The organism is Cyanobium sp. Lug-B (assembly GCF_024345635.1).
GTDB classification, from domain to species: Bacteria; Cyanobacteriota; Cyanobacteriia; order PCC-6307; family Cyanobiaceae; genus Cyanobium; species Cyanobium minutissimum.
In genome coordinates, this window is record NZ_JAGQBM010000025.1 from 16712 (window position 1) to 39969 (window position 23258).

The 23258-nt window shown below is 67.8% G+C and carries 25 protein-coding genes and 1 tRNA gene; 12 read left to right on the plus strand and 14 right to left on the minus strand.

Annotated elements, in window-relative coordinates:
- Positions 1-6: 6 nt before the first annotated feature.
- Positions 7-1047: an ArsJ-associated glyceraldehyde-3-phosphate dehydrogenase gene (locus KBY81_RS08060; RefSeq protein ID WP_254976194.1), complete on the minus strand. Its 1041-nt coding sequence runs from the start codon at positions 1045-1047 to the stop codon at positions 7-9.
- 52 nt (positions 1048-1099) lie between these two features.
- Between KBY81_RS08060 and KBY81_RS08065 the strand changes: the two genes are divergently transcribed.
- The 4 genes from KBY81_RS08065 (at position 1100) to KBY81_RS08080 (ending at position 5344) form a co-directional block, all read left to right on the plus strand.
- Positions 1100-1453 carry a metalloregulator ArsR/SmtB family transcription factor gene (locus KBY81_RS08065; RefSeq protein ID WP_106220522.1) on the plus strand — a complete coding sequence of 118 codons (354 nt, stop codon included), beginning with the start codon at positions 1100-1102 and terminating at the stop codon, positions 1451-1453.
- Positions 1454-1497: 44 nt separating this feature from the next.
- A complete protein-coding gene (locus tag KBY81_RS08070) occupies positions 1498-1902 on the plus strand; it encodes a YccF domain-containing protein (RefSeq protein ID WP_254976195.1) in 405 nt (134 codons plus the stop codon).
- A gap of 758 nt (positions 1903-2660) precedes the next feature.
- Positions 2661-4349, plus strand: a complete 1689-nt coding sequence (locus tag KBY81_RS08075; RefSeq protein WP_254976196.1) for an amidase family protein — start codon at positions 2661-2663, stop codon at positions 4347-4349.
- 212 nt (positions 4350-4561) lie between these two features.
- A complete protein-coding gene (locus tag KBY81_RS08080) occupies positions 4562-5344 on the plus strand; it encodes a hypothetical protein (protein WP_254976197.1) in 783 nt (260 codons plus the stop codon).
- A 143-nt stretch (positions 5345-5487) separates the two neighbouring features.
- Here KBY81_RS08080 and KBY81_RS08085 read toward each other — a convergent pair whose 3' ends face one another.
- The 3 genes from KBY81_RS08085 to KBY81_RS08095 all read right to left on the minus strand — a co-directional run bounded on the left by KBY81_RS08085 (position 5488) and on the right by KBY81_RS08095 (position 6390).
- A complete protein-coding gene (locus KBY81_RS08085; protein ID WP_254976198.1) occupies positions 5488-5910 on the minus strand; it encodes a type II toxin-antitoxin system VapC family toxin in 423 nt (140 codons plus the stop codon).
- A 13-nt stretch (positions 5911-5923) separates the two neighbouring features.
- The gene (locus tag KBY81_RS08090) at positions 5924-6220 is read right to left on the minus strand and encodes an AbrB/MazE/SpoVT family DNA-binding domain-containing protein (protein WP_254976199.1); all 297 of its coding nucleotides are present in this window, start codon (positions 6218-6220) and stop codon (positions 5924-5926) included.
- 96 nt (positions 6221-6316) lie between these two features.
- A tRNA-Arg gene (locus KBY81_RS08095) sits at positions 6317-6390 on the minus strand.
- Between the two features lie 83 nt (positions 6391-6473).
- Here KBY81_RS08095 and KBY81_RS08100 point away from each other — a divergent pair.
- Positions 6474-7412: a hypothetical protein gene (locus KBY81_RS08100; RefSeq protein ID WP_254976200.1), complete on the plus strand. Its 939-nt coding sequence runs from the start codon at positions 6474-6476 to the stop codon at positions 7410-7412.
- A 4-nt stretch (positions 7413-7416) separates the two neighbouring features.
- On the opposite strand, the gene KBY81_RS08105 is transcribed toward KBY81_RS08100, so the two are convergent.
- Together KBY81_RS08105 and rsmI are read right to left on the minus strand one after the other, a co-directional pair.
- Positions 7417-7656 (minus strand): hypothetical protein, encoded by a 240-nt coding sequence (locus KBY81_RS08105; RefSeq protein WP_106220527.1) that lies wholly within the window; start codon positions 7654-7656, stop codon positions 7417-7419.
- A 24-nt stretch (positions 7657-7680) separates the two neighbouring features.
- Positions 7681-8547, minus strand: coding sequence for a 16S rRNA (cytidine(1402)-2'-O)-methyltransferase (gene rsmI / locus KBY81_RS08110; protein WP_254976201.1), 867 nt, complete (start codon positions 8545-8547; stop codon positions 7681-7683).
- Between the two features lie 20 nt (positions 8548-8567).
- On the opposite strand from rsmI, the gene KBY81_RS08115 reads away from it, so the two are divergent.
- On the plus strand, positions 8568-9500 hold the full coding sequence (locus tag KBY81_RS08115; protein ID WP_254976202.1) for a 3'(2'),5'-bisphosphate nucleotidase CysQ: 933 nt from the start codon (positions 8568-8570) through the stop codon (positions 9498-9500).
- A 16-nt stretch (positions 9501-9516) separates the two neighbouring features.
- On the opposite strand, the gene KBY81_RS08120 is transcribed toward KBY81_RS08115, so the two are convergent.
- The 6 genes from KBY81_RS08120 to rseP form a co-directional block, all read right to left on the minus strand.
- Positions 9517-9933, minus strand: a complete 417-nt coding sequence (locus tag KBY81_RS08120) for a type II toxin-antitoxin system VapC family toxin (RefSeq protein ID WP_254976203.1) — start codon at positions 9931-9933, stop codon at positions 9517-9519.
- Entirely contained in the window at positions 9927-10169 is a 243-nt protein-coding gene (locus KBY81_RS08125) for a type II toxin-antitoxin system Phd/YefM family antitoxin (protein ID WP_254973760.1), read from the minus strand. Before KBY81_RS08125 ends, KBY81_RS08120 begins: the two co-directional genes overlap by 7 nt.
- A 72-nt stretch (positions 10170-10241) precedes the next feature.
- Complete coding sequence (locus KBY81_RS08130; RefSeq protein WP_106220531.1) at positions 10242-12371, minus strand: polyribonucleotide nucleotidyltransferase; 2130 nt, start codon at positions 12369-12371, stop codon at positions 10242-10244.
- A 130-nt stretch (positions 12372-12501) separates the two neighbouring features.
- Positions 12502-12804: a 30S ribosomal protein S14 gene (rpsN, locus tag KBY81_RS08135; RefSeq protein ID WP_043325519.1), complete on the minus strand. Its 303-nt coding sequence runs from the start codon at positions 12802-12804 to the stop codon at positions 12502-12504.
- Positions 12805-12879: 75 nt separating this feature from the next.
- Positions 12880-13527, minus strand: coding sequence for an endonuclease III (nth, locus tag KBY81_RS08140; RefSeq protein ID WP_106220532.1), 648 nt, complete (start codon positions 13525-13527; stop codon positions 12880-12882).
- Between the two features lies 1 nt (position 13528).
- Positions 13529-14617: an RIP metalloprotease RseP gene (gene rseP, locus KBY81_RS08145; RefSeq protein ID WP_254976204.1), complete on the minus strand. Its 1089-nt coding sequence runs from the start codon at positions 14615-14617 to the stop codon at positions 13529-13531.
- 113 nt (positions 14618-14730) lie between these two features.
- On the opposite strand from rseP, the gene KBY81_RS08150 reads away from it, so the two are divergent.
- The 6 genes from KBY81_RS08150 to KBY81_RS08175 all read left to right on the plus strand — a co-directional run bounded on the left by KBY81_RS08150 (position 14731) and on the right by KBY81_RS08175 (position 21571).
- Complete coding sequence (locus KBY81_RS08150) at positions 14731-15144, plus strand: PilZ domain-containing protein (RefSeq protein ID WP_254976205.1); 414 nt, start codon at positions 14731-14733, stop codon at positions 15142-15144.
- A gap of 127 nt (positions 15145-15271) precedes the next feature.
- Positions 15272-18094: a hypothetical protein gene (locus KBY81_RS08155; protein ID WP_254976206.1), complete on the plus strand. Its 2823-nt coding sequence runs from the start codon at positions 15272-15274 to the stop codon at positions 18092-18094.
- Positions 18091-18726, plus strand: coding sequence for a hypothetical protein (locus KBY81_RS08160; protein WP_254976207.1), 636 nt, complete (start codon positions 18091-18093; stop codon positions 18724-18726). The genes KBY81_RS08155 and KBY81_RS08160 overlap by 4 nt, the downstream gene beginning before the upstream one ends.
- Positions 18726-19319 carry a hypothetical protein gene (locus KBY81_RS08165; protein ID WP_254976208.1) on the plus strand — a complete coding sequence of 198 codons (594 nt, stop codon included), beginning with the start codon at positions 18726-18728 and terminating at the stop codon, positions 19317-19319. Before KBY81_RS08160 ends, KBY81_RS08165 begins: the two co-directional genes overlap by 1 nt.
- The gene (locus KBY81_RS08170; protein WP_254976209.1) at positions 19316-19960 is read left to right on the plus strand and encodes a prepilin-type N-terminal cleavage/methylation domain-containing protein; all 645 of its coding nucleotides are present in this window, start codon (positions 19316-19318) and stop codon (positions 19958-19960) included. Before KBY81_RS08165 ends, KBY81_RS08170 begins: the two co-directional genes overlap by 4 nt.
- Positions 19961-19969: 9 nt before the next feature.
- Positions 19970-21571, plus strand: coding sequence for a class I SAM-dependent methyltransferase (locus tag KBY81_RS08175; protein ID WP_254976210.1), 1602 nt, complete (start codon positions 19970-19972; stop codon positions 21569-21571).
- Here KBY81_RS08175 and serS read toward each other — a convergent pair.
- Together serS and KBY81_RS08185 are read right to left on the minus strand one after the other, a co-directional pair.
- A complete protein-coding gene (gene serS / locus KBY81_RS08180; protein ID WP_254976212.1) occupies positions 21552-22844 on the minus strand; it encodes a serine--tRNA ligase in 1293 nt (430 codons plus the stop codon). The two genes, KBY81_RS08175 and serS, sit on opposite strands and share 20 nt — an antisense overlap.
- Positions 22845-22870: 26 nt before the next feature.
- The coding region (locus tag KBY81_RS08185; protein ID WP_254976213.1) for a hypothetical protein at positions 22871-23258 on the minus strand (388 nt) is incomplete at its 5' end.

Here is a 23258-nt window from a genome sequence, read left to right on the forward strand (position 1 = left end):
GGCCGCTCACTCCGCCCGGGCGGCATCCAGGGCCGCCACATGGCAGGCCAGATCCGCCATCCGGCAGCTGTAGCCCCACTCGTTGTCGTACCAGGCGTACACCTTCAGCAGGGTGCCGCCCGTCACCATCGTCGAGAGGGCATCGACGATCGAACTGCGGCTGTCGTTGAGATAGTCGACCGACACCAGCGGCCGCTCCTCGTAGCCCAGGATGCCCAGCAGGGGCCCCGCCGCCGCCGCCGCGAAGGCGCCGTTCACCTCCTCCACCGTCACCGGGCGCTCGAGTTCGAACACCGCATCGGTGAGCGAGGCATTGAGCAGGGGCACCCGCACGGCGTGGCCGTTGAGCTTGCCCTGCAGCTCAGGGAAGATCAGGCCGATCGCCCTGGCCGAGCCGGTGGTGGTGGGAATCAGGCTCTGGGAGCAGGAGCGGGCCCGGCGCAGATCGCTCTTGAAGCCGTCGATCACCACCTGGGTGTTGGTGACGTTGTGCAGGGTGGTGATCGAGCCATGGCGGATGCCGAAGCTCTCGTGCACCACCTTCACCACCGGCGCCAGGCAGTTGGTGGTGCAGGAGGCGGCGGTGAGGATCCGGTGCCGGTCCGGCACGTAGGTGCCGTGGTTGATGCCGAAGACGATGTTGGGGATCTCCACCCCGTCCAGCTCGCCCTTCACGGGGCAGGCCACGATCACCCGCTTCACGCCGCCCTGGTGCAGGGAGGGGGCGAGGGTTTCGGGGGTCTTGACCTTGCCGCTGCACTCGAGCACCAGCTCCACCCCCGCCGCCTGCCAGGGCACCAGGGCCGGATCGCTCCCCCGCGACCAGCCCACCCGGCTCCCCTCGACCGTGAACCCCCCGCCGTCGGCCTCGGCCGCCACCGCCCGGTTCCAGCGGCCGTGCACCGAGTCGAATTCGAGCAGATGGGCGGCGGCGGCGGCGTCCCCGGCGCTGTCATTAACGTGAACCAGCTCCAGGCCCGGCCGCCCCCAGAGGGCCCGGAACACCAGGCGACCGATCCGCCCAAACCCGTTGATGCCGATCCTCACAGCCCTTGCCCCGACTGGCTCCACCCTCGCATCAACCAAAATTGATTGATTTATGGCCGGGTTAAGGACCATCGCTTCTCCGCCGATCGCCGACGCTTCGGCGCCCCTGGAGGCCGAGGAGGCGCGCCTGCTGCTGCGGGCCCTGGCCGATCCGATCCGCCTGCAGGTGATCGAGGCCCTGGGCAGCGGCGAGCGCTGCGTCTGCGACCTCACCACCGACCTGGGCCTGGCCCAGTCGAAGCTGTCGTTCCACCTCAAGGTGCTGAAGGAAACAGGTCTGCTGGCCGACCGCCAGAGTGGCCGCTGGGTGTACTACCGCCTGCAGCCGGAAGCCCTGGAGCGCCTGCGGGCCTGGCTTGCCGCCCTGGCCGCCAGCTGCACCGCCCCGGCCGAACCCTGCGGCTGAAGGCCCGAACGGCGTCATGCTGGAGGCCGGCACCGGCCCTCCCCATGCTGCGCTTCCTCCTCAACGTCCTCTGGTTCCTGCTCGGGGGCTTCGTGATGGGCCTGGGCTGGTGGCTGGCCGGCCTGGTGGCGGCGATCACGATCGTGGGGATCCCCTGGGCCCGGGCCTGCTTCGTGATCGGCAATTTCTCCTTCTGGCCATTCGGCTACGAGGCCGTCAGCCGCCGCGAGCTCACCGGCCGGATGGATTTCGGCACCAGCCCCCTGGGGCTGGTCGGCAACGTGATCTGGTTCCTGCTGGCCGGCTGGTGGTTGGCGATCGGCCACCTCAGCGCCGCGGTGGCCTGTTTCGTGACGATCGTGGGCATCCCCTTCGGCATCCAGCACATCAAGCTGGCCCTGATCGCCCTGGCGCCGATCGGCATGCAGGTGGTGCCGGTGCGGCGCTGAAGGCCGGTGATCAGGTGGGCCGGGCTCGGCCGCAGCAGGCGCCACCTAGGTCCAAGTGAACCGTCGCAGCGCTTTCCCTGCCTGATGAATCTTTCCCTACTCACGGCCCTGGATCGCCTCAGGGCGACAGAACTCAGCTGAAACCTACAGCTGAAGGGCTGCCGGCGCCTAGAGGCGAATGCAAGGAATCCCATCCCTGTCCCTTCCGCCCTGGATGGACGATGTCCGGGGCCCTGCCGGTCCCATTCCACCCCACGGCAGCGGTGCCATCAGGCCTGGCGCGACCTTGGCTCCAACGACATTTCCCCACAAGGATCCTTGGAGTGGAATGAACGCTGGCCCAAGGCCCCGACTCTCCGCCAGAAGCGGAAAGGAATGGGCCAGGTGTTCCCAGGGCGGCCAGTCTTTCGGTAGCGTTCGAAACAGCAGCTTCTGCTGAGGGTTGTCCTGGCGGATAAGCGTGGCCCCAGCCATCTCACGGCTCTCGCCTGGATGGATGGCCGCCACATGGATGTGTGCGGATCAGCATGGACCCGCGACGTGGGCGGGGCTGAGCGATGGGCAATCGCCACAGAAGCGCATGGCATTCCCCCTGCGGAGTGATCTGCATCCATGGGATGCTGAATTTGTCGCTGTTGCTATCAAAAGGAAGCACCTTTGGTCGCTGTTGTTACGGCGAGCCACTGGTGCTCAAGATCTAATCAATAAAAGTTGCCTTAAGTTCTGCTGTGATTCGTCCAGTTTTTCGCCAAGTAGCCATGGCTACGTTTGCGGCAACCCTTGCCGCCACGGAGCTTGCCCGGCCATCGGTCGCCGCCAGTTTTACCCTCCAGGAGGCCACGATCTCCAATATCAATGCGGCTTTCAATAGTGGGTTGATCAATGCCCAGAAGTTAGTACAGCTATACCTCGACAGGATTACTGCGTACGACCTTCCTTCTGGTCTTAACCTGAACTCAATCATATCCTTGAACCCCAACGCCCTTGCCCAGGCGGCGGCCCTTGACGCCGAGCGGGCGACCACTGGCGCCCGCAGTCTCCTGCATGGAATTCCAGTCTTGTTGAAAGACAACATTGATACAAGCTTTCTCCCTAACACGGCAGGCTTTCTCGGCCTCAAGGATTCCTTGCCACCTGACAATGCCACGATCACTCAGAAATTGATTGATTCAGGAGCCATCATTCTCGGCAAGACGTCCCCCACGGAATTTGCCAACTTTCTGACCAACGGCATGCCTGCGGGTTATAACTCGTTGAATGGATACACGCTCAATCCCTATAATCCCGTGCCGCTCCCTGGTGGTGATGGGCGGCCGCTCTTGTCCCCGGGTGGCTCCAGCGCTGGTTCAGGAGCAGCCATGGCGGCCAATCTGGCCACAATTGCGATTGGTACCGAAACATCAGGGTCCATCCTGAGTCCCTCCAACCAGAATTCTTTGGTGGGGATTAAACCCACAGTTGGGCTTTGGAGCCGGGATGGCATCATCCCCATCGCCGCAAGCCAGGACACTGCAGGGCCCATGGCCCGTTCTGTCACCGATGCGGCCATTCTCCTGGGGGCGTTGACCGGCTACGACCCCAAGGACCCGCTTACTGCAGAAAGCATCGGCAGGGCAAAGACCGATTACACCCCCTATCTCCAGCTCGATGCCTTGCAAGGGGCCAAGCTTGGGTATTACACCAAGCCCAATGCGAACACGGCCAGCGGCGCAGAGCAGCTTTCCATTTTTAACAAGGCGATTGATACCATTCGCTCGCTTGGCGCCACCGTCACAGAGATTGCGTTCACCCCACCCAATAATAGTTCGTCCGTCCTGACTTACGAATTCAAGCGTGATCTCAACCTCTACCTTGAGACCCTAGGCTCCAGTGCAACGATCCAATCCATTGATGACGTCTACGACTTTATCAACGACTACATCGCTAACGACCCGGATCCTGCCACTGGTGCGTTCAAGTATGGCCAGACTCGCATCGCGGCGTCTCGCCTGATTGATCTCTCGCCAACCAGTGCGGATACGTTGAAGTATCTTCAGGACAGAGCGCTCGATATTCTTAACTCCCGTACCCTGGGTATCGACAAATTCATGGCCGATAATGGGTTGGATGCTGTCTTGTTCAGCGGTGCATCAGGAGCTGGTATCGGTGCCAGAGCAGGCTATCCAACCGTCATTGTGCCGGCGGGATACCAGAGCCTGAACAATCTCAACCCCCTCGGCATTTCTTTCTTGGCCAAAGCCTATGAGGAAGACAAGCTGCTGGGTTATGCCTATGCCTATGAACAGGCCTCCCTTGTTCGCACCGATCCGTTGAGCACCCCACCCCTGGCTGGTGAAACAGTGACGAGCGTCCCGGGGCCACTCCCCTTGGCGGGTGCAGGCATGGCCTTGGTTTGGAGTCGTCGCCTGCGACGGCGGATTGGAATGAAGCCAACCGCAAGAAACTGATCGCCAGTTGATTCCATGTCGGTGGCACGAGGCTGAGCAAGGACTTTCCTCAGACCATCCTCTTGGCCGTCCATCTCCGCTTCTGCGGATGTCCAGCTGTGCGGTCATGCCGCGTTCTTGTAGGCCTGGAGCCACTGACCTCGGTCGGAGACAGATTCTGAGCTAATGGACGAATGCCTCTGGCTCCCCATCGCCGTCGGCAGCTTCAACACATGCCCGTTTCCGAAACCACTCGAGAGGAGTCCATCGCCAGCCTCAGTCGGCTGCTCGCCTGGAGCAGCGGAGCTCTGTTGCTGATCTTTCTGGCCTTCGTTCTGATCGATTCCCTGCCGCCACAGCTGCTCAATCCGGCCTGGCAACTGCGGTTCACCAACCGCATGACCAACACCTCTATCCTGGCCTTGCTTGGATTTCTGCTGCTGCACCTGGCGGTCTTCTTCGAGCCCGCCAATGGCTTGCTACGGGCACGGCTGGTTGCCGTTCGCCACTGGGCCATCGTTGTGGCGTTCGCCTTTCTGCTCCTTGTGCCCCTGCAGGGGGTTGCCACCTGGCGGATCCTTTCCCAGGCCAGGGGCAGCCAGGCGCTGCAGCGCAACGCGCTTGATGAACGGGTCACCCGGGTGCGCGAGGCCATCGAAGCGGCCACCAGTCCGGCAGACCTTCAGGCCCGTTTCTCCCGCCTGCAGGGTGCCCGCCCCCAGCTCCCAGCGGCGGCCCTCAACCTCCCCCTGGGCGAACTGAAGCGCAACCTGCTTGACGAACTCCAGAAGTCGGAGACACGGGCCTCCAGCCGGATTGGCGGTCCTGCCCCCGCCGACGTCTGGTCACTCGGCCAGGGGATGGTGAAGGTAACGGTCGCATCGGTGGGCTTCGCCACGGCCTTCGCCGCCGGAGCCCGGCGACCAGGCCATTCCCTCACCATCCTGGAGCAGCTCATCAGGAGGCTGGAGATCCTGCGCGGACGCCGCCCGAATCGCCGCCGCCGCAGCCCCTGACCACTAGCCAACCCATGCGGCGGACCTTCTGGCCCTCTGATCATTTCTCGTCAGGTTCCTGCGCGGAGGAGCGTGATGGGTCAAGGCTGGTGGCTTGCAGGCCTGGTGGTGGTGATCGGTCTGCAGGTGGTGCCGGTGCGGCGCTAGTCCAACGCTGGAGCCAGGCCCAGGGCGGCGGCGGCCTGCCGCATCCGCCCGTCGAAGCTGGCCAGATGGGAGCAGCGGCTATGGAGGGCCACCGCCAGGTGCAGGGCATCACCGGTGCGCAAGCCGAGCGCCGGATCCTGCAGCAGCTCAGCGGCCTGGCGGAATCGGTCCCGATCGAGGGCGCGCATTTCCACCCCGCCCTGCAACAGACGTTCAAAATGCTCTCCGGCGGTTCTGCGGGCTTCCGGGCTGAGCCCGTGGTGGCGCTGCTTGAGGCCGAGGGCGCTGTGGGTTTCGGTGATCAGCCAGTCGCTGCTGATCAGGGTGTCGCGGCACTGCTCCAGCCATTCCAATGCCCCCGGGCTGGACGCTTCCGGGGTCAGCAGGGCAACCACGACGCTGGTGTCCAGGTAGATCACGGCTGAGGCGACCTCACCAGCGCTCCTGGTCCTGGCACGCTTCGATCACCGAAGGGGTGATCGGCATGGTGGCCTGCAGCTGGCGCAGGTCGGCGGCCAGCGCGCGGCGGTCCAGCCGTTGCAGGGGCTCCAGGCTCAGTCGGCCGTCGGCTCCGACGACGATCTCGATCGGGTCACCTTCCCGCAGGCCGGCCTGACGCAGGCACTCGGCGGGGATCCGGACAGCCAGGCTGTTGCCCCAGCGACGGATCGCCTGCTGGACGCGCCGGCCAGGTTCCTCGGCTCGTTGACTGGGCTGGGATGGTGACAAGGCTTCCAGCACGGCCGGTGCCGGCGGGATGTAGATACACGACTCTACATGGGTTGGTCGGGCTTCGGCGCGCAAATCCCCGGCCGTTTCTGCCAACGCCCCCTGATGGATTCGAACCATCGACCGGCTGCTTAGAAGGCAGCTGCTCTATCCAGCTGAGCTAAGGGAGCACGGAGCGCATTGTGCCAGCGTTCGGCGGCCAGGCCACTCCGGTAGCCCCCCCTACAGTGGACGACCGCGCTTGAACCGTTCCATGGCCGCCACCCGGCTCAGCGACAGCCAGAAAACCGAGCTGGTTGGGCGATTCCGGGAGGGCTCCAGCAGCCAGCAGCTCGCGGACAGCTACGGCTGCAGCGCCAACACGGTCATCCGCGTCGTTCGCACGGAGCTCGGCGAAGAGGAGTACGAACGCCTCAAGGCGGAGCGCTCCCGCCGCCGCAGCCGGACGACGACCGGCGATGCCGAGCCGGCCGCTGCCCCGGAAGCCCTGCAGACGGCCCTCGCCATCCCCACCCCCGAACCGGAGCCCGAGCCCGCCCCCGGGCCTGAGGCGCCGGCTGAGCCGGATCCCCGGCCGGAGGCGCTGTCGGAGTCCGAGGCCGTCCCCGAGCCGACCACCACCGCTCGCAGGGTCATCCCTGCACCGCCCCGCCGTCTGTCGGTGCCGTCCCCGGCGCGGAGCGAGGTGGTGGCGGAGGACGGCCCTGCGGTGCTGGCCATCGAGGATGCCGACGATTTCGGCGCCGATGACGACGACCTGCTCACCAGCGACGACGGCGACGACGAGGGCTCCGATGACGGCACCGACGGGGCGATCAATCCGTTCCAGCCGATCCCCGTGGTGCTGCTCGACGACGGCGCCCCGGCGGCCGCCGACGGGCGGCTCCAGCCCCTGGCCAGCGCCGCCCTGCCCTCCAGCGCCTACATGCTGGTCGACAAGACCGTGGAACTGCAGGCCCGGCCCCTGAGCGAGTTCCCCGAACTGGGCCGGCTGCCGGCCGCCGAGCTGGAGCGCCAGGCGCTGGTGGTGTTCCTCAATCCCCGCCAGGCCAAGCGCCAGTGCGGCCGCACCCAGCGGGTGATCAAGCTGCCCGACCTCAAGGTGTTCGAGCTCACCGCCCCCTACCTGCTGGCCCAGGGCATCAGCCGGGTGGTGATCGAGGGTGCCCTCTACGCCCTGCCCGGCAGCTGAGGTCTCAGCCCTCGTCGCCCGGGGAGCTGCCGGGCAGCAGCAGGGCCGCGCTGGCACCGCCGCTGATCACCCCCAGCACCAGGGCCACCCCCACGATGAAGCCGGCCGGCAGCGGGGCGCTGCGGGCGAAGCCGAAGCGCAGCTGGGGCCGCACCTCCAGGTTCTGGGCGCCGAGGCAGAGCAGGGTCAGCAGCAGGGTGCCGCCCAGCAGGCTGCCGCACAGGAGGCGCAGGCGCAGAAGCATCGGGGCGTTGCAGGACCAGCTGCCTCAGTCTGACGGCTCGCGGTGCAGCAGGGCATAGAGGTCGCGGCGGCTGTGGCCGCTGCGCTCGGCCAGGGTGCGGGCGGCCTCCCGGTTGCTGAGGCCCCCCGCCACCAGCGCATCGAGGGCGCGGCGCAGATCGGCCTCGTCCCAGACGGGGGCCGCCGCCGGCGGGGCACCGCCCAGCACCAGGGTGCACTCCCCCTGAGGCGGGGTGCGGCGGAAATGCTCCAGCGCCGCCGCCACCGTGGGGCCCACCTGCTCCTCGTGGCGCTTGGTGAGCTCCCGCGCCACCTGCAGGGGCCGGTCGCCGAGCACCGCCAGCAGGTCTTCGAGCAGGGCCAGCAGCCGGTGGGGTGCTTCGAACAGCACGAGGGTGCGCTCCTCGCCGGCCAGGGCCTCCAGCCGCTGGCGCCGGGGGCCGCCCTTCGGCGGCAGGAAGCCCTCGAAGCAGAAGCGGCCCATGGGCAGGCCGCTGCTCACCAGGGCGGTGGTGACGGCGCTGGGGCCGGGCACGCAGATCACCTGGCGGCCGGCGGCGCGGGCGGCGGCCGCCAGCTCCTGGCCGGGGTCCGACACCCCCGGCAGGCCGGCATCACTGATCACGGCGATCGCCTCGCCCGCCTCCAGGGCCGCCAGCAGCTGGGGAATGCGGGCCGTCTGGTTGTGCTGGTGGAAGCTCAGCAGGGGCGCCCGGATGCCGAGGTGGTGCAGCAGCAGGCCGCTGCGGCGGGTGTCCTCGCAGGCGACCCGGTCGGCCCCCGCCAGCACCCGCCGGGCCCGGGGGGGGAGGGCGTCGAGGGTGCCGGTGGGGGGGGCCACCAGATAGAGGACGCCGGCGGCGGGTTCGTGCTCCTGCACCGGGGCCTGCACAAAGCCGGTTTCCGGTCCCCATGATGCCGTCTTCCTTCGCCCTGCCCGACGGCATCGGCCGTGAGCCCCTGCTGGCGGAGCTGCGCCGGCTGGCCTGGGGGGCGGCCGACATCCTGCGGGCCTACGCCCGCGGCGAGCAGCCCCCCTACGGCTTCCCGCCGGCCATGAGCGTCGACCACGGCGGCGAGGGGCCCGTTTCGGCGGCGGATCTGGCGGTGAACCGCTGGCTGCTGGACGGCCTGGCGGCGGCGTTCCCGGCCGCCGGCTGGACGCTGCTGAGCGAGGAGACCGCCGCTGAGGTGCTGGTGCCGGGCCAGCCCCTGGAGGCCGCGTGGCTGTGGATCCTCGATCCCCTCGATGGCACCAAGGACTTCCTGCAGGGCACCGGCGAGTACGCCGTCCACCTGGCCTTGGTGCATGGCCAGCGGCCGGTGCTGGGGGTGGTGCTGCTGCCGGAGCCGGAGGAGCTCTGGTTCGGGCTGGTGGGGGCGGGCGAGGCCGGCACGGCGGGCGAGGCCTGGCGCGAGAACCGGGCCGGTGAGCGCACCCCGGCCACCCTCAGCGGCCGCGGCGAGGAGCTGGTGCTGGTGGCCAGCCGCAACCACCGCGACGACCGGCTGGAGCAGCTGCTGGCCGAGCTGCGGCCGGCCCGCAGCACGGCGATCGGCAGCGTCGGCGGCAAGGTGGCCACGATCCTGCGCGGGGAGGCCGACCTCTACATCTCCCTGTCGGGCCGCAGTGCCCCCAAGGACTGGGACATGGCCGCCCCGGAGGCGGTGCTGGTTGCCGCCGGCGGCGCCTTCAGCCATGCCGATGGCCGGCCCCTCACCTACAACAGCGGCGATGTGCGCCAGGCGGGCTGCCTGATCGCCAGCCACGGCCCGGCCCATGCCGATCTCTGCCGCCGGGCGGCGGCGGCGATGGCGCTGATCGATCCGGGTTTCCCCGTCTGAACGGGAACCAGCCGATTCAGCAGGCAAGCAGCTCCAGCCCGCAGGCCCTGGCGGCCCCGATGAGCGCGTTGTCGCGGCTGGCGAGGGGGAGACCTGCGCGCATCGCCAGTTCCAGATAGGCGGCGTCGTAGCTGGTGAGACGGTGCTGGGCCGCCAGGCTCAGGACGTCATGCCAGACGACGGCCGGGTCGGCGGGATCGATGGCCAGATCGAGCTGAACCACAAGGGTGAGGAACTGGCTCCGATCCGCTGCGCTGATCCGGCCGCGTCGTTCGGCCATCTGCAGCACATTGGCCAGCTCCCAGAGAAACAGCGCCGGCACACAGAGTTCGGACGCCGGCAACCGCGCCAGGAGCGCCTCTGAGGCCGCGGAGCGCTCGTCCTCGAAACACCAGGCGCAGACCGCGGAAACGTCGGCGACGAAGCTCAGCACCGGCGGCCTTCGTCCCGCAACTCCTGAATCGAGGGGCCGTTGAGGCGCCGGCCGGTGGCGAAGCTGCGCAGACGCTCGATGGCCTCGATGCGGCGCTCGCGGCCATGGGCGTTGACCGGAACCAGCCGCGCCAGGGGATTGCCGTGGCGGGTGATCAGGATCTCCTCGCCACCGGCCACCTCCTCCAGCAGGCTGGAGAGGTGGGTCTTGGCCTCGAAGGCCCCGACTGTCTTCATCGCCCGATTCCAACCAGTTGCCAACCAGTTTAGGGCTGGGGGCCCGGCCGTAGGGCCAGGCCCCCGTGGCGGTCAGACCGCCGCCGGCTCCTGCTGGGGGACGCCCCGCAGGGTGAGGTTGATGCGGCCGCGGTTGTCGATCTCCCGCACCCGCACCGTCACCTGGTCGCCGACGTTGACCACGTCCTCCACCTTTTCCACCCGTGCTTCGGAGAGCTGGGAGATGTGGATCATTCCCTCCTTGCCGGGCAGGATCTCCACGAAGGCGCCGATCGGGATCACCCGGGTGACCGAACCGTTGAACACCTCCCCTTCGCTGACGCGACGGGTGAGGCCCTCGATGATGCGCTGGGCCTCTTCGGCGGCGGCGCCGTCATGGCTGGCGATCGTGACGATGCCGCCGTCCTCGATGTCGATCTTGGTGTTGGTGCGCTCGGTGATGCCCTTGATGGTGCGGCCGCCGGGGCCGATCACGGTGCCGATCAGTTCCGGATCGATGCGGAAGCTGAGCAGGCGCGGGGCGTGGGGGGAGAGGACGTCGCGGGGCTTGTCGATGGCCTCGAGCATCTTGCCGAGGATGTGCAGCCGGGCCGGGCGGGCCTGGTTGATCGCTTCGGCGATCGTTTTCACCGCCAGGCCGGTGATCTTCATGTCCATCTGCAGGGCGGTGATGCCCTTCTCGGTGCCGGCCACCTTGAAGTCCATGTCGCCGAGGAAGTCCTCGATGCCCTGGATGTCGGTGAGGATGCGCACCTCCTCCCCCTCCTTGATCAGGCCCATGGCCGCGCCGCTCACCGGGGCCGCCAGGGGGACGCCGGCGTCCATCAGGGCCAGGGTGCTGCCGCACACCGAGCCCATCGAGGTGGAGCCGTTGGAGCTGAGGCACTCCGACACGACCCGCAGCACGTAGGGGAAGCTCTCCTTGGAGGGCAGCACGGGGATCAGGGCCCGCTCGGCCAGGGCGCCGTGGCCGATCTCGCGGCGACCGGGGGAACGCATCGGCCGGGTCTCACCGACCGAGTAGGGGGGGAAGTTGTAGTGGTGGAGGTAGGTCTTCTCGCTGTTGGGGTTGAGGTCGTCCATCTCCTGGGCGTCGCTCGGGGTGCCGAGGGTGGCGCAGGAGAGCACCTGGGTCAGCCCGCGCTGGAACAGGCCCGAGCCGTGGACGCGCTTGGGCAGCACGCCGGCGGCGGCCTGGATGGGGCGCACCTCGTCGAGGCTGCGGCCATCCACCCGCTTGCCCTCGACGAGGATCTGCTGGCGCATCAGCTTCTTCGTGAGGCTCTTGTAGGTGTTGCCCAGCAGCTTGCCGTTGCTGCTCACGGCCACCTTGATCGGATCCTCGCCGTCGAGGGAGGCGATCTTCTCGGCCACCTCGGCCTTGATGGCATCGAGCTTCTCGTCCCGCTCGGACTTGGTCTGCTCGAAGTGCTTGAGCACCTCACCGATGCCCTTGGCGCATTCCTTCTCCAGGAAGGAGGGGAGGGCGGGGTCTTCGCTGCGCTCCTCGGGCAGCACCTGCTCGATGCCGAGCTCCTTGAGCAGGGCCAGCTGGGCGCGGATCAGCTCACCGACGGCCTCGTAGCCGAAGTCGATGGCCTCGATCACGTCCTGCTCGGGCAGCTGGTTGGCACCCGCCTCCACCATCACCACGCCGGAGGGGGTGCCGGCCACCACCAGGTCGAGCTCGCTGCGCTCGATCTCGCGGAAGCTGGGGTTGAGGACGAAGTCGTCGCCCAGCAGGCCGACGCGCACGGCGGCCATCGGGCCCATGAAGGGGATCTTCGCCAGCAGGGTGGCCATCGAGGCGCCGGTGACGGCGAGCACGTCGGGGGGAACCCGCTCATCGAGCGACATGCAGGTGGCGACGATCTGCAGGTCGTCCCGCAGCCAGCCCGGGAACAGGGGCCGCATCGGCCGGTCGATCAGGCGGCAGGTGAGGGTGGCCCGTTCGGGGGGGCGCGCCTCCCGGCGCATGAAGCTGCCGGGGATGCGGCCGGCGGCGTAGAGGCGTTCTTCGTAGTCGCAGATCAGGGGGAGGAAATCGATGCCCTCCCGGCCTTTCGAGCGGGTGGCGGTGACCAGAATTGCCGTATCACCGCATTCCACCATCACCGAGCCCCCGGCCTGGGGCGCAAATCGGCCGCTGGTCAGCCGGATCTCCCGACCATCGAAGGAGATCGACTGAGTGTGTCCTTGCACTGGGCGTTATGTCCGTTTTGTTGTCGCCGACCATTCTCGCATCCGCCGTTCCAGGCCATGAAGAAGGCGCCCTCTCGGGGCGCCTGCTGCGACGGAAAGCCGTTGCGGTGGCAGGGCCGAAGCCCGCTGCTCACCAGCTGGATTTGACCACGCCGGGGAGCTCGCCCTTGTGGGCCCGCTCGCGCAGCTGGTTGCGGCAGAGGCCGAAATCGCGGTAGTAGCCGCGGGGCTTGCCGGTGGCCCAGCAGCGGTTGCGGATGCGGTTGGGGGCGCTGTTGCGGGGCAGCGACTGCAGCTTGCGGTGGATCTCCAGCCGCTCCATCGGATCGCCGGCCGCATCGAAGGCCTCCTTGAGGGCGGCACGGCGCGCCGCGAAGCGCTCCACGATCTTGCGGCGCTTCACGTCACGCGCGATCATCGACTTCTTCGCCATGCGGCCGGAGGAGGGGGAAACTTCAGCCCGCCATCGTACCGTCTGGCCCGCCCTCTTCGGTCCGGCCCACCGGGCTCAGGGGCCGGGATGGCTGGGGCAGAGATCGGCCAGGCCGCAGCCGGCGCAGCGGGGCTTGCGGGCCACGCAGACCGCCCGGCCGTGGAAGATCAGCCGGATCGAGAGGGTCTCCCACTCCGGCCGCGGCACCAGCTTCATCAGATCGGGTTCGATCTTCTTCGGGTCGCTGTGGCGGGTGAGGCGCAGGCGGTTGGCCAGCCGCTTCACGTGGGTGTCGACGGTGACGCCGGCGTTGATGCCGAAGGCGTGGGCCAGCACCACGTTGGCGGTCTTGCGGGCCACCCCCGGCAGGGGAAGCAGCTCCTCCATCGAGGCCGGCACGGCCCCGCCGTGGCGTTCCATCAGCAGGCGGGAGGCGGCCACGATGTGCTTCGCCTTGTTGCGGTAGAAGCCGGTCGACTGCACATAGGGTTCCACCGCGTCGCTCTCGACGGCGGCGGCGGCGGCGGCATCGGGGAAGCGCTCGAACAGGGCCGGGGTCACCTTGTTGACCCGTTCGTCGGTGCACTGGGCCGAGAGCATGGTGGCCACCAGCAGCTCCCAGGGGGTGCGCCAGTCGAGGGAGCAGGTGGCCTCCGGGTAGAGGACGCCGAGGCGCTCGAGGATCAGCGGCGCCCGGGTGCGGGGGCTGGGGAAGCGGGGCACCTCAGCGGCTGAGCAGCTGCTGGATGGCGGGCAGCTGGCTGGTGTCCTTGACGATCAGCACCAGGGAGAGGCCCACCAGGAAGACGAAGCCCGATTGCATGAAGGCCATCTGGTAGCGGTCGGAGAGGGGGCGGCCCCGCACCCCCTCCAGCAGCAGCAGGGCGAACTGGCCGCCGTCGAGCAGGGGCAGGGGCAGGGCGTTGAGCACCGCCAGGTTGATCGAGATCAGGGCGGTGAACAGGAACAGGCTGCTGCCCCCCTGGCTGGCCAGGGAGGCCCCCATCTCGACGATCTTCACCGGCCCCGAGACCTGGGGGGCGGTTTCGCCGAAGTGGGTGAGCAGGGTGCCGAAGCCCTCCACGGTGCGGCGGGTCAGCACGATGAAGTCGTGGTTGGCCTGCAGGATCGGCTCCAGCGGGCTGGTGGCCGGCCGGAAGGACTCGGTGCCGTTGGGCTGCAGCTGGGCGCCGATGCGGCCGATGCCGCCGCTGTCCGTGGGGGTGAGGGGCAGCCGCAGGAGGGTGCCGTTGCGGTCGGCCTGCAGGCGCAGGGTGCGGCCGGGGCCGTCCTTGATGCGCTCCACCAGGGCCATCACCGCGTCCTGGCCGCCGGCCAGGGGGGTGCCGTCGACCGCCACGATCCGATCGCCCGGCTGCAGGCCGGAGCCGGCGGCCGCCTGGCCGGGCTGGACGGCGGCCACCACCACACCGGGGGTGGCGCTGAAGCCCGACGGGATGCCGAGCACCAGGCCCTGGGCCAGCAGCACGCTCCAGGCCAGCAGCAGGTTGGCGATGACGCCGGCGGCGATCACCAGGGCCCGCTGGGGCAGGGGGCGGTTGCCCATCAGGTCGGGATCGTCGGCGGCGATGGTGCTGTCCTCCTCGTCGTCGGGGAAGGCCACGAAACCGCCCAGGGGGATGGCCCGCAGGGCGAACAGCACACCGCGACGCTTCCGCTGGATCAGGGCGGGCCCGAAGCCGATCGAGAAGCCGCTGACCCGGATGCCCTGCCAGGTGGCGGCGAAGAAGTGGCCGGCCTCATGCACCACGATCAGGCCCGCCAGGATCGCCAGCGCCGTCAGTACACCCATTCAGTTTCCCGGCTCCATTGACCCCATTCTGCGGGAACCGACCCGGCACCGGGCCGCTGGCGCTGCCGGAGGGGACCGATAGCATGGTTTCGTTGATGGGCGGGTCTGCCTGCATGGCCGAGCAACAGACCAGTGGGCAATCAGCCGCTGAGCAACCAGCCGGTGAAGAGCCTCAGGAACTGCGCACCTCCCTGCGCCACGCCCTGCCCGGTGGTGTCTCCGCCAGCATCCGGCTGTCGACGGGCCGCACGGTCTACGTGACGGTGGGGGACGTGAGTCGCACGGGCGCCTGCGTGGTGCGCCGGGGATCCCTCGAGGTGACGGCCGATGAGGAGGTGCTGCTCGACATCAGCGATTACGAGAAGCACCAGAGCGTCTCCCTGCCGGCGCGGGTCCAGTGGGTGAACAGCCGCAGCTACAACACCCTCGTCGGCCTGGCCTTCAGCGACGGCCCGCTGCTGCCCGGCACCATGCTCGACCAGTACTTCGACCAGACCCTGCAGGTGCGGGGCAACTTCGAAGGCTGAGTCTCGCCAGAACGCTGCAACCGAACCGCTGCCGTCATGGCGGCAACTGGCAGCAGGACTAGGTTGATGTCTATGGGCGATCGTGTCCATACACTGATCCTTAACCGGGCCGCCTCCTGTAAGCGCCGTGACTCCCAAGCTCCTCCTGCACCTGCTCTCTGCGCGCTCCGGTGGGCGACGTGGCCAGTCGGGCTTTTCGATGCTGGCGGGCATCCTCATTCTGCTGGCGTTGGTGGCGGGAACGGTCGGGCTGACCACCCTCACCGCCAGCAACCTCCTGGCCAGCCGTAAGCAGGACACTCGCAGCGACGCCCTTTCGGTGGCTGAAGCCGGTGCCGACCAGGTCATCGCGGTCCTCAACCAGGTGGAGAACCGCAAGATGCTGGTGTCCGGTCAGCGGATGAACCAGTGGTCCACGGCCGATTTCACCAGTCCCTGCCGCGACAAGGACAACAAGACGCCAGGGGCTCCCACCACCACGGCTCGCAGCCTCGGGGATGGTCAGTTCCGCAATCTCGACACCCTGGTGGCCAACACCGGCAACCGTCGCTTCGCCCTCAAGTCGGTGACCTTCGCGGCGGGCCAGCCCGGCTCCGCCGACCGCCGCAGCGACTCGCTGACCACGACCGCCGGCTCGTCCACCGCCGTCACCAAAGGAAGCTTCAGCAGCGACCTGATCAACCTCCAGGATCCCCCCGACACCCCCAGCACCAAGCTGCCGGGGTTCAACAAGGGCTTCATCACCCTCACCGTTGAGGGCCAGGTCCTCCGTAATGGGGTGGTGGAATCCACCGCCACCGTGACACGGGAATTCGAGGTGCTTCCCAAGTGCTGTGGTGCCTCCCTGGGCTCCGGGGGCTCCGGGGGCCTCGCCGCCTCCAAGGGCTCCGATCCCACCCAGTCGCTGGGCGGGGAAAGCCGTTTCTGCGGGGTGGAGTTCGGCATGATCACCGGCCTCAATGGCGGCACGGTGTGGAGCAATGCTGCCAACGACCGCTTCACCAAGCGGGTGTCCTCCACTAAGGTCACCAACATCCTCAACGTCCTCGGCATCGTTGCCAAGGATGGCGACGCCTTCGACCGGGCCTCGAACCGGGTGGTGCCGAACAAGTTCTCCACCGCGATTCCCGACGTCTGTGATCCGGCCCGCTGGTTCGGCAGTTCGCCAGGGTGCGGCACCACCTGGATCGGTCTGGCCAATGCCACCCCGAGCGCCTTCTACGGCACCCAGGACGACATCCTGGGCCGCTCGATCTCCGGCATCCCGATCATTCCCTCGGCCATCACGTTGCCGCCGATCGGCAGCCAGGTTACGGCCGGGAAGTACGCCTTCAACTGGTCCTCCGGTGGAGGGCCGGCCCAGCGGGTGGATCCGAGCATCGACGGGGGTCAGCGCTATCCCACTCTTAATCCCTCTGGGAGTAGCGGCTTCCGGTTCAGGTTCCGCACTCGGAACGACACCAACCCGCCACAGATTGAGGTCTGCAATTCCTCTCCCACTTCGATTGGAGGCACGGGCTCACCGTGCACCAATGCCTCTTGGACGAAGATCAGCGGAAACGCCGGCACGGTGAATAACTTGGAAGACTTCGCCGGAATGACGACGGGGACAACTGCTACCACCGCATTCAGATCCGGCTACAAAAATACCACCTCACATCCGAACTGGGTCAGTCTCGGCAGCAGTGGAGGCACCTGGCAGTGGTATGGACTTGAAAATAACAATAATGATACCAATTCTGGCGCTGGAAATGTTCAGTTCGTTTCCACTTTTGGCGGCCAAGGATACATAAGGATCGGTGACACCAGCGGCACGATGACCGCACAGCGGAATGGCATCTGCCGTGCCGCCAACCTCAGCGGCAACCTTGGCCGAGCCACCCTTTCTTTCAAGCAGTCGGGAAGTTCTGCCGTCGATTCAACGGATGAACTCTGGGTGCAGGTGAGTACGAGTGCGGGTACGGCGACAACGCAATGCACCGGTACAACGGCCCCCGACACAACCAGCGCAAACATCGGCACCAATTGGGTCACCGTAGCAAAGTTCCCCGGTCTCAATAGTGGCGCTAAAACCAGTGAGGTGACCAGAGTCGTGAGCCTCGCCGATTACCAGAGCGCGACGACGCGTATACGAATCATCAATGGATCCGCCACGACAACAGGCGAGTTTCATGTGGTTGACGACATCAACCTTCGTCTGAGCGACTGGTGTGAATACTCCGCCTCCTCTCCTGCCTCGGCGGCGCCAGGGTTCCATTGCCTCGGCCCGATCTTCAACCTTGATCCCGTCGACAGTGGACTCACCGGTGGCTTCGTCACCATGGACGCAAGCGGCGGGCCGATCTCCTTCTACTACAACCGTACGGATGACCTCAGAGGCTCCTCCTACACCACAGCTAAGCCCGCCAATAACAACAGCCCTCTGGTCACCATCGGTGCTTCCGCTGCCATCGAACTGGTGAAGTGCGCTGGAGGCCCCGTCAACACCTGCACCACTCCTGTGCCGGAAACGGAGGTTGCCCTGGTGGGGGATCCGGACAACCTCAACTTCTTCGGCCGCGACTCCGGCCAGCTGCAGGTGGTGCGCTTCGGCATTTTGCCTGTGGGTTCCGGCAGCACCGCCACGGGCCGGATCGCCGGGGCTTGGTTCTACATGCCGGTGGGCTACTTCGAGATGCGTACCTTTGGCTGTGAGGGGTATCCCAATGCCTCCGCCGCCCAACAGGCCATCTTCAACAGCGACGACGGCTGGATCTTCAGCGGCCGGATCTGGACCCAGTCGTTCAAGCCGTGCGGCGATGTGCACATCCGGGTGCCGCCCTCCTCGGCCTCCAACCTGGGGGCGGTGATCGCCGCCAGCTCCCTGCTGGATGACATCAACTTCGTTCCCTGGGTCGGCGAAGACTGGGTGGCCCGCAGCGTCACCAACTCACGCCCCTACAGCCCGTGAGACGCCCTCGCGCCACGGCCGCCAATGGGTTCACCATCGTCGAACCGGTGATCCTGATGGTGATGCTGGTGATCATCAGTGCAGGCACGTCCGTGCTGATCGACAGCATCAACCGCAATTCCGTGAATGCACGGCTGCAGATCAAGGTGAGCGAGGACATCGAATCAGACATCGCCACGGTGCGTGGGGTGGCCGATCGTCTCACCTGCTGCTCGGGCACCTGCCTGGTGGCCACCATCAACGCTGCCACGGGGCTGGCCACCTTCCCCTCGATCGATTCGGGCACCGCCACCTCTTCCTGCGCCACCAACAACCCCCGCAACGGGGCCTTCTTCTTTCCCACCCGCGACGACACCACCACCACCGCTCCCAACGCCCCTTCCTCATCGGCGCGCGAACCGGATGCGGTCACCGAGTTCTGTGCGAATAACACCGTCACCTCGCCGGTGATGACGCCGCTGCTGACGGCCGTCAACGCGCTGCCCAATCCCCTCGCCGCTCAGAACATCACCCGGGTCGTCAGCATCCAGCCGAACAAGGTGCTGCGCGTGATCTATCGGGAGACGGTGCCCACCACCAGGGATCTGCGGCTGATCAGCATTGTTCCGCCGATGGCCAACTTCTGCACATGATGGCTCCTCTCCCAGCGCCCCTCTCCCTGCTGCGGGCTCCCGGTCGGGGACTCCGTGGCTTTTCGACGATGGAGATCATGGTCACCGTGGCGGTGCTCGGGGTGGTGGCGGCCGTGGTGGTGCCCGCCAACCAGAGCCAGTGGCGGCGGGAGCGCGTGAATGCCGCCGCCCTGGAGCTCACCTCCTGGCTGGAGGTGATCGCCCGCACCCCCGACCAGACCGGCACCAACTGCACCGTCACCGTTTCGACAGGGGCCAATCGCGCCGCCGGGGCCACCCTGGCCACCGTTGCCCCCGCCACTTGTGCACCCGAAAGCACTCTCCGGTTGCCAGGCGCGGTGCTGGGTAATGCGACCTACAACGTGGGCGCGTCGGCCACCTCGATCACCTTCACCCCGCGCGGGGCGATCTCCACCGATGGCGTCGGGACGGCGGTGGCCACCAACATCCAGGTGCGGATCAGCATCGACGGCCAGGCTCCCCTGCGCTGCGTTCAGCTCACCGGCCTGCTGGGGCTGATCCGGCTGGGGAACAACAACGCCACCGGCAACGTCGCCACCGCCTGCGCCGACGACCAGTTCAACCGGGCATGACCATGCAGCGCCGATCCTCTATCACGACCGCAGGGTTCACCCTGGTCGAGCTCCTGGTCGGGGTGGTGGTGGGGGGAATCGCCCTGGCCGCGATCGCCAATGTGGCGGTCAGCCACGTCCTTACCACCAGCCGGGTGACCTGGAACACCCAGGCGCAGCGGGACATCGCCAAGATCAATTCCTTCCTGGCCGTTGAATCACGCGAGGCCTGCGCTTTCTCCGCCGCCGCTACGGCCCCGACCAACTGGGCCACCTCGCCGATGCCCACCCCCTCGCCCTGCACAACCCCCCCCTGCGCCACGACCGCCGGCAATGAACTGCGGCTGCTGGTTCCCTTCAGCACCAACGTCAACGCGGCACCGATCCCGAGGGTGATTCGCTTCTACACGTTTGACAACCCCACCACCGGACGCAGGGAGCTGCGCCGCGATGGGCCCCGCATCCTCGTCAATGGTCAGCTTGATTCCACCACCGCCAACAACAATGCGGTGCTGATCGATGGGGTGAACACGTTCACGGTCAGCGTTTCCGCTGACTGCCGCACCGCGAACCTCCAGATGAGCCTTGATGTTCCCAATGCTGGCGGCACCACCCCCCTCGAACCGATCACCCTCTCCACCGGCGTCCGGATGTTCTCCTAGGGCGCCTGCATGGGCTGGGACCACGGCTATTACTCCCACTCGACCTACACCAGTGGCTATTTCCGGGAGTTGGCCCCCAGCTGGCTCGACTTCGCCGCCCTGATCAAGGGGCATTCACCACCCCGCGCCGTGGAGGGCCAGGCCTTCCAGTATCTCGAGCTGGGCTGCGGCATGGGCTTCGGCCTCTGTCTGCAGGCGGCGCTGCATCCGGAAGGCACCTTCCTCGGCATTGACTTCAACCCCGACCACATCAGCCATGCCGAAGGTCTCTGCCGCCGGCTGGCGCTGACCAACGTCCGTTTTCTGGAGGCGGATTTCCTGGCCCTGGCGGAGGATCCCTCCCCCCTGGGGCCTGGGCCGGCCTTTGGTGGTGGCTTCCACTACGTCGTCGCCCACGGCATCGCCACCTGGGTGAGGGAGCCGGTGCAGCAGGCGCTGTTCGCCGTGGCGTCCGCCGCCCTGCGGCCCGCTGGGCTCTTCTACTGCTCCTACAACACCCAGCCCGGCTGGCTGGGGCGCACCACCTTCCAGCAGCTCTATGCCCTGGAGCGCAGCCGCTCGGATCCGGCCGATCCCCGGGCCCCCCTCCGTCGCGCCATCGCCGGCCTGCAGGCCCTGCTCGGCACGGCGGAGCAGCCCACGGCCCTGCGGCATGCGATCCCCCAGCTGGAGGAGGATCTGGCCGGGCTTGATCCCGAGCAGTTTGATTACCTCTGCGGCGAGTTCGCCAACGAGGGCTGGCAGCCCGTTTACGTGGCCGATCTCCACCGGCGCTGCCAGGCCCACAAGCTGCATCCGCTGGGCACCGCCACCCTGCCCGAGGCCTTTGATCAGCTGCTGGCCCCATCGCTGCAGGGGCCGATCTTCGCGGAGGTCAACCCCCTGATCCGCCAGACCATGATCGATCTGGCCACCCACAAGTCGTTCCGCCGCGATGTCTTCGTCAAGGGGCTCGATCCCCTCACGCTGCAGGATGCGGAGGTGAGGATCGGTGCCCTGGGCCTGCGGGCGCTGCAACGGCCATCAGCCCCTGCCGATGGCCCGCCGTCGTTCAGCTTCAGCACCAGCTTTGGCCAGGTGCAGGGGGATCCGGCCGTCTATGGCCCGATCGTCGAACGACTGGCGGCAGGACCCTGCACGGTCTCCGAACTGCAGGAGCACGGTGGCCAGTCGGCGGTGGAGCTGCTGATGATCCTGGCCCTGTTCCTCGATGCCGGCTGGATTGGCTTCGACCGCAGCCGCCAGGCCGGAGCCGCCAAGCTGAACGCCCAGGCCCAGCGCTGCAACGGCGTGCTGATGGAGCTGATCGCCGGGGGGCGACCCTACGGCTCCCTGCTGCTTCCCGAGGTGGGTACGGCCCTGCCGGTCACCCTGGTGGATGTGCTGATTCAAAAGGCCATGGCTCAGGGGCTGGAAGAGCCGATGCTCAGCACGTGCGTGCTGATGGGCCTGGAGCAGATGGGGGTGCACCTGCTGGCCCCGGACAAGCAGCCGATCAGCGATCCTGAGGCGCAACTGACGCGCTTGGCGGCCCTCATCGCCGATTTTCGCGAGCATCGGCTGCCCACCCTCCAGCGCCTGGGGGGCCTGCCTAAACCGAAGCGGCGCTGATCGCCTCGGCCCCGAAGTAAGGCACCAGGGCCGCCGGCAGCCGGACGCTGCCATCCGGTTGCTGGCCCGCCTCCAGAAGGGCGGCCATGGTGCGGCCCACCGCCAGGCCGCTGCCGTTGAGGGTGTGCAGCAGGCGGGTGGTCTTGCCGTCCCGGAAGCGGATCGAGGCCCGCCGGGCCTGGAAGTCGCCGCAGGTGCTGCAGCTGGAGATCTCCCGGTAGGTGCCGGCGCCCGCCAGCCACACCTCCAGGTCGTAGGTGCGGGCGGCGGAGAACCCCAGATCGCCCGTGCACAGCTCGATGCGGCGGTAGGGCAGCTCCAGGGCCTCCAGGATCGCCTCGGCATCGAGGGTGAGCTGCTCGTGGGCCGCCTCCGATTCCTCCGGGGCCACGAACCAGTACAGCTCCACCTTGTTGAACTGGTGCAGGCGGATCAGACCGCGGGTGTCGCGGCCGTAGGAGCCGGCCTCGCGCCGGAAGCAGGGGGTGTAGGCGGCGTACCTGAGCGGCAGCTGCTCGGCGCCCAGCACCTCGCCGCGATGCAGGGACGTGACCGGCACCTCGGCGGTGGGGGTCAGCCAGAGGTCGTCGTCGGCGCAGCGGAAGCTCTCCTCGGCGAACTTGGGCAGCTGGCCGGAGCCGGTGAGGCTGGCGGTGTTCACCAGCACCGGCGGCAGCACCTCGGTGTAGCCCCGCTGGCCGTGGCGATCGAGCATGAAGCTGATCAGGGCCCGCTCCAGCCGCGCGCCCTGGCCCAGCAGGGTGACGAAGCGGCTCTGGGCGATGCGCACCGAGCGCTCGGTGTCGACGATGCCGAGTCGCTCGGCGATCTGCCAGTGCTCCTGGAGCTCCTCGCCCTCGGCGGCAAGCCGTGGTGTGCCCCAGCGCTTCACCTCCACGTTGTCGGCCTCGCTGCGGCCGCTGGGGCAGAGGGGGGAGGGCAGGTTCGGCAGCACCATCAGCTGCTCGAGCAGCTGGGCCTCGATCCCCTTCTCCTGCTCTTCGAACTCAGCCACCTGGCGTTTGATCCGGTTGCCCTGCTCCCGCAGCTCCTTCACCTCCTCCCCGCCCGTGGCGGCGCCGCCCCGGATCCGCTCGCCTACCTCCTTGCCGATGCGGTTGCCCTCCGCCTGCAGCTCACTGCGCCGCTGCTCCAGGTCGCGGGCCTCCAGGGCCAGCTGGCGCAGCCCGGACAGGTCGGTGGCCATGCCGCGCCGTGCCAGGGGGCCGGTGATCAGCGTCGGGTCGTTGCGCAGCAGGCGCTGATCCAGCACGGGAGGGCCATCGTCTTGGGGGCAGCCTACGGACCGGAGGTTCCCTCCAGCACCTGGCGATCGCAGCGGCTGTAGGCCTCGGCGGCGGTGGGCAGCAGATCCATGCCGTTGCGGATCTCCGGGGGCAGCAGCCGTTCCAGCTCCGCCACCGCCGCGTCGTAGCCCTGCTGGGCGTCGCGGTACGCCTCACTGCCGGGGTCGCTGTGCTTCTGGGCCACCATCCAGGGCTTGGCGGCGTTGGTGAGCCTGGCCGACGCCGCCTGCACCTCCTCCTGGTGCACCCGGCAGTAGCGGTAGCGATCGATCGGCGCCGGGGCCGGCGGCGCCGTCGCCACCGGCGCCGGGCGAACCGGGGCCGGTGACGTGGGCGGCTCCCGGAGGGCGGCGGCCAGGCAGTCGGCGTTGCGCCGCAGC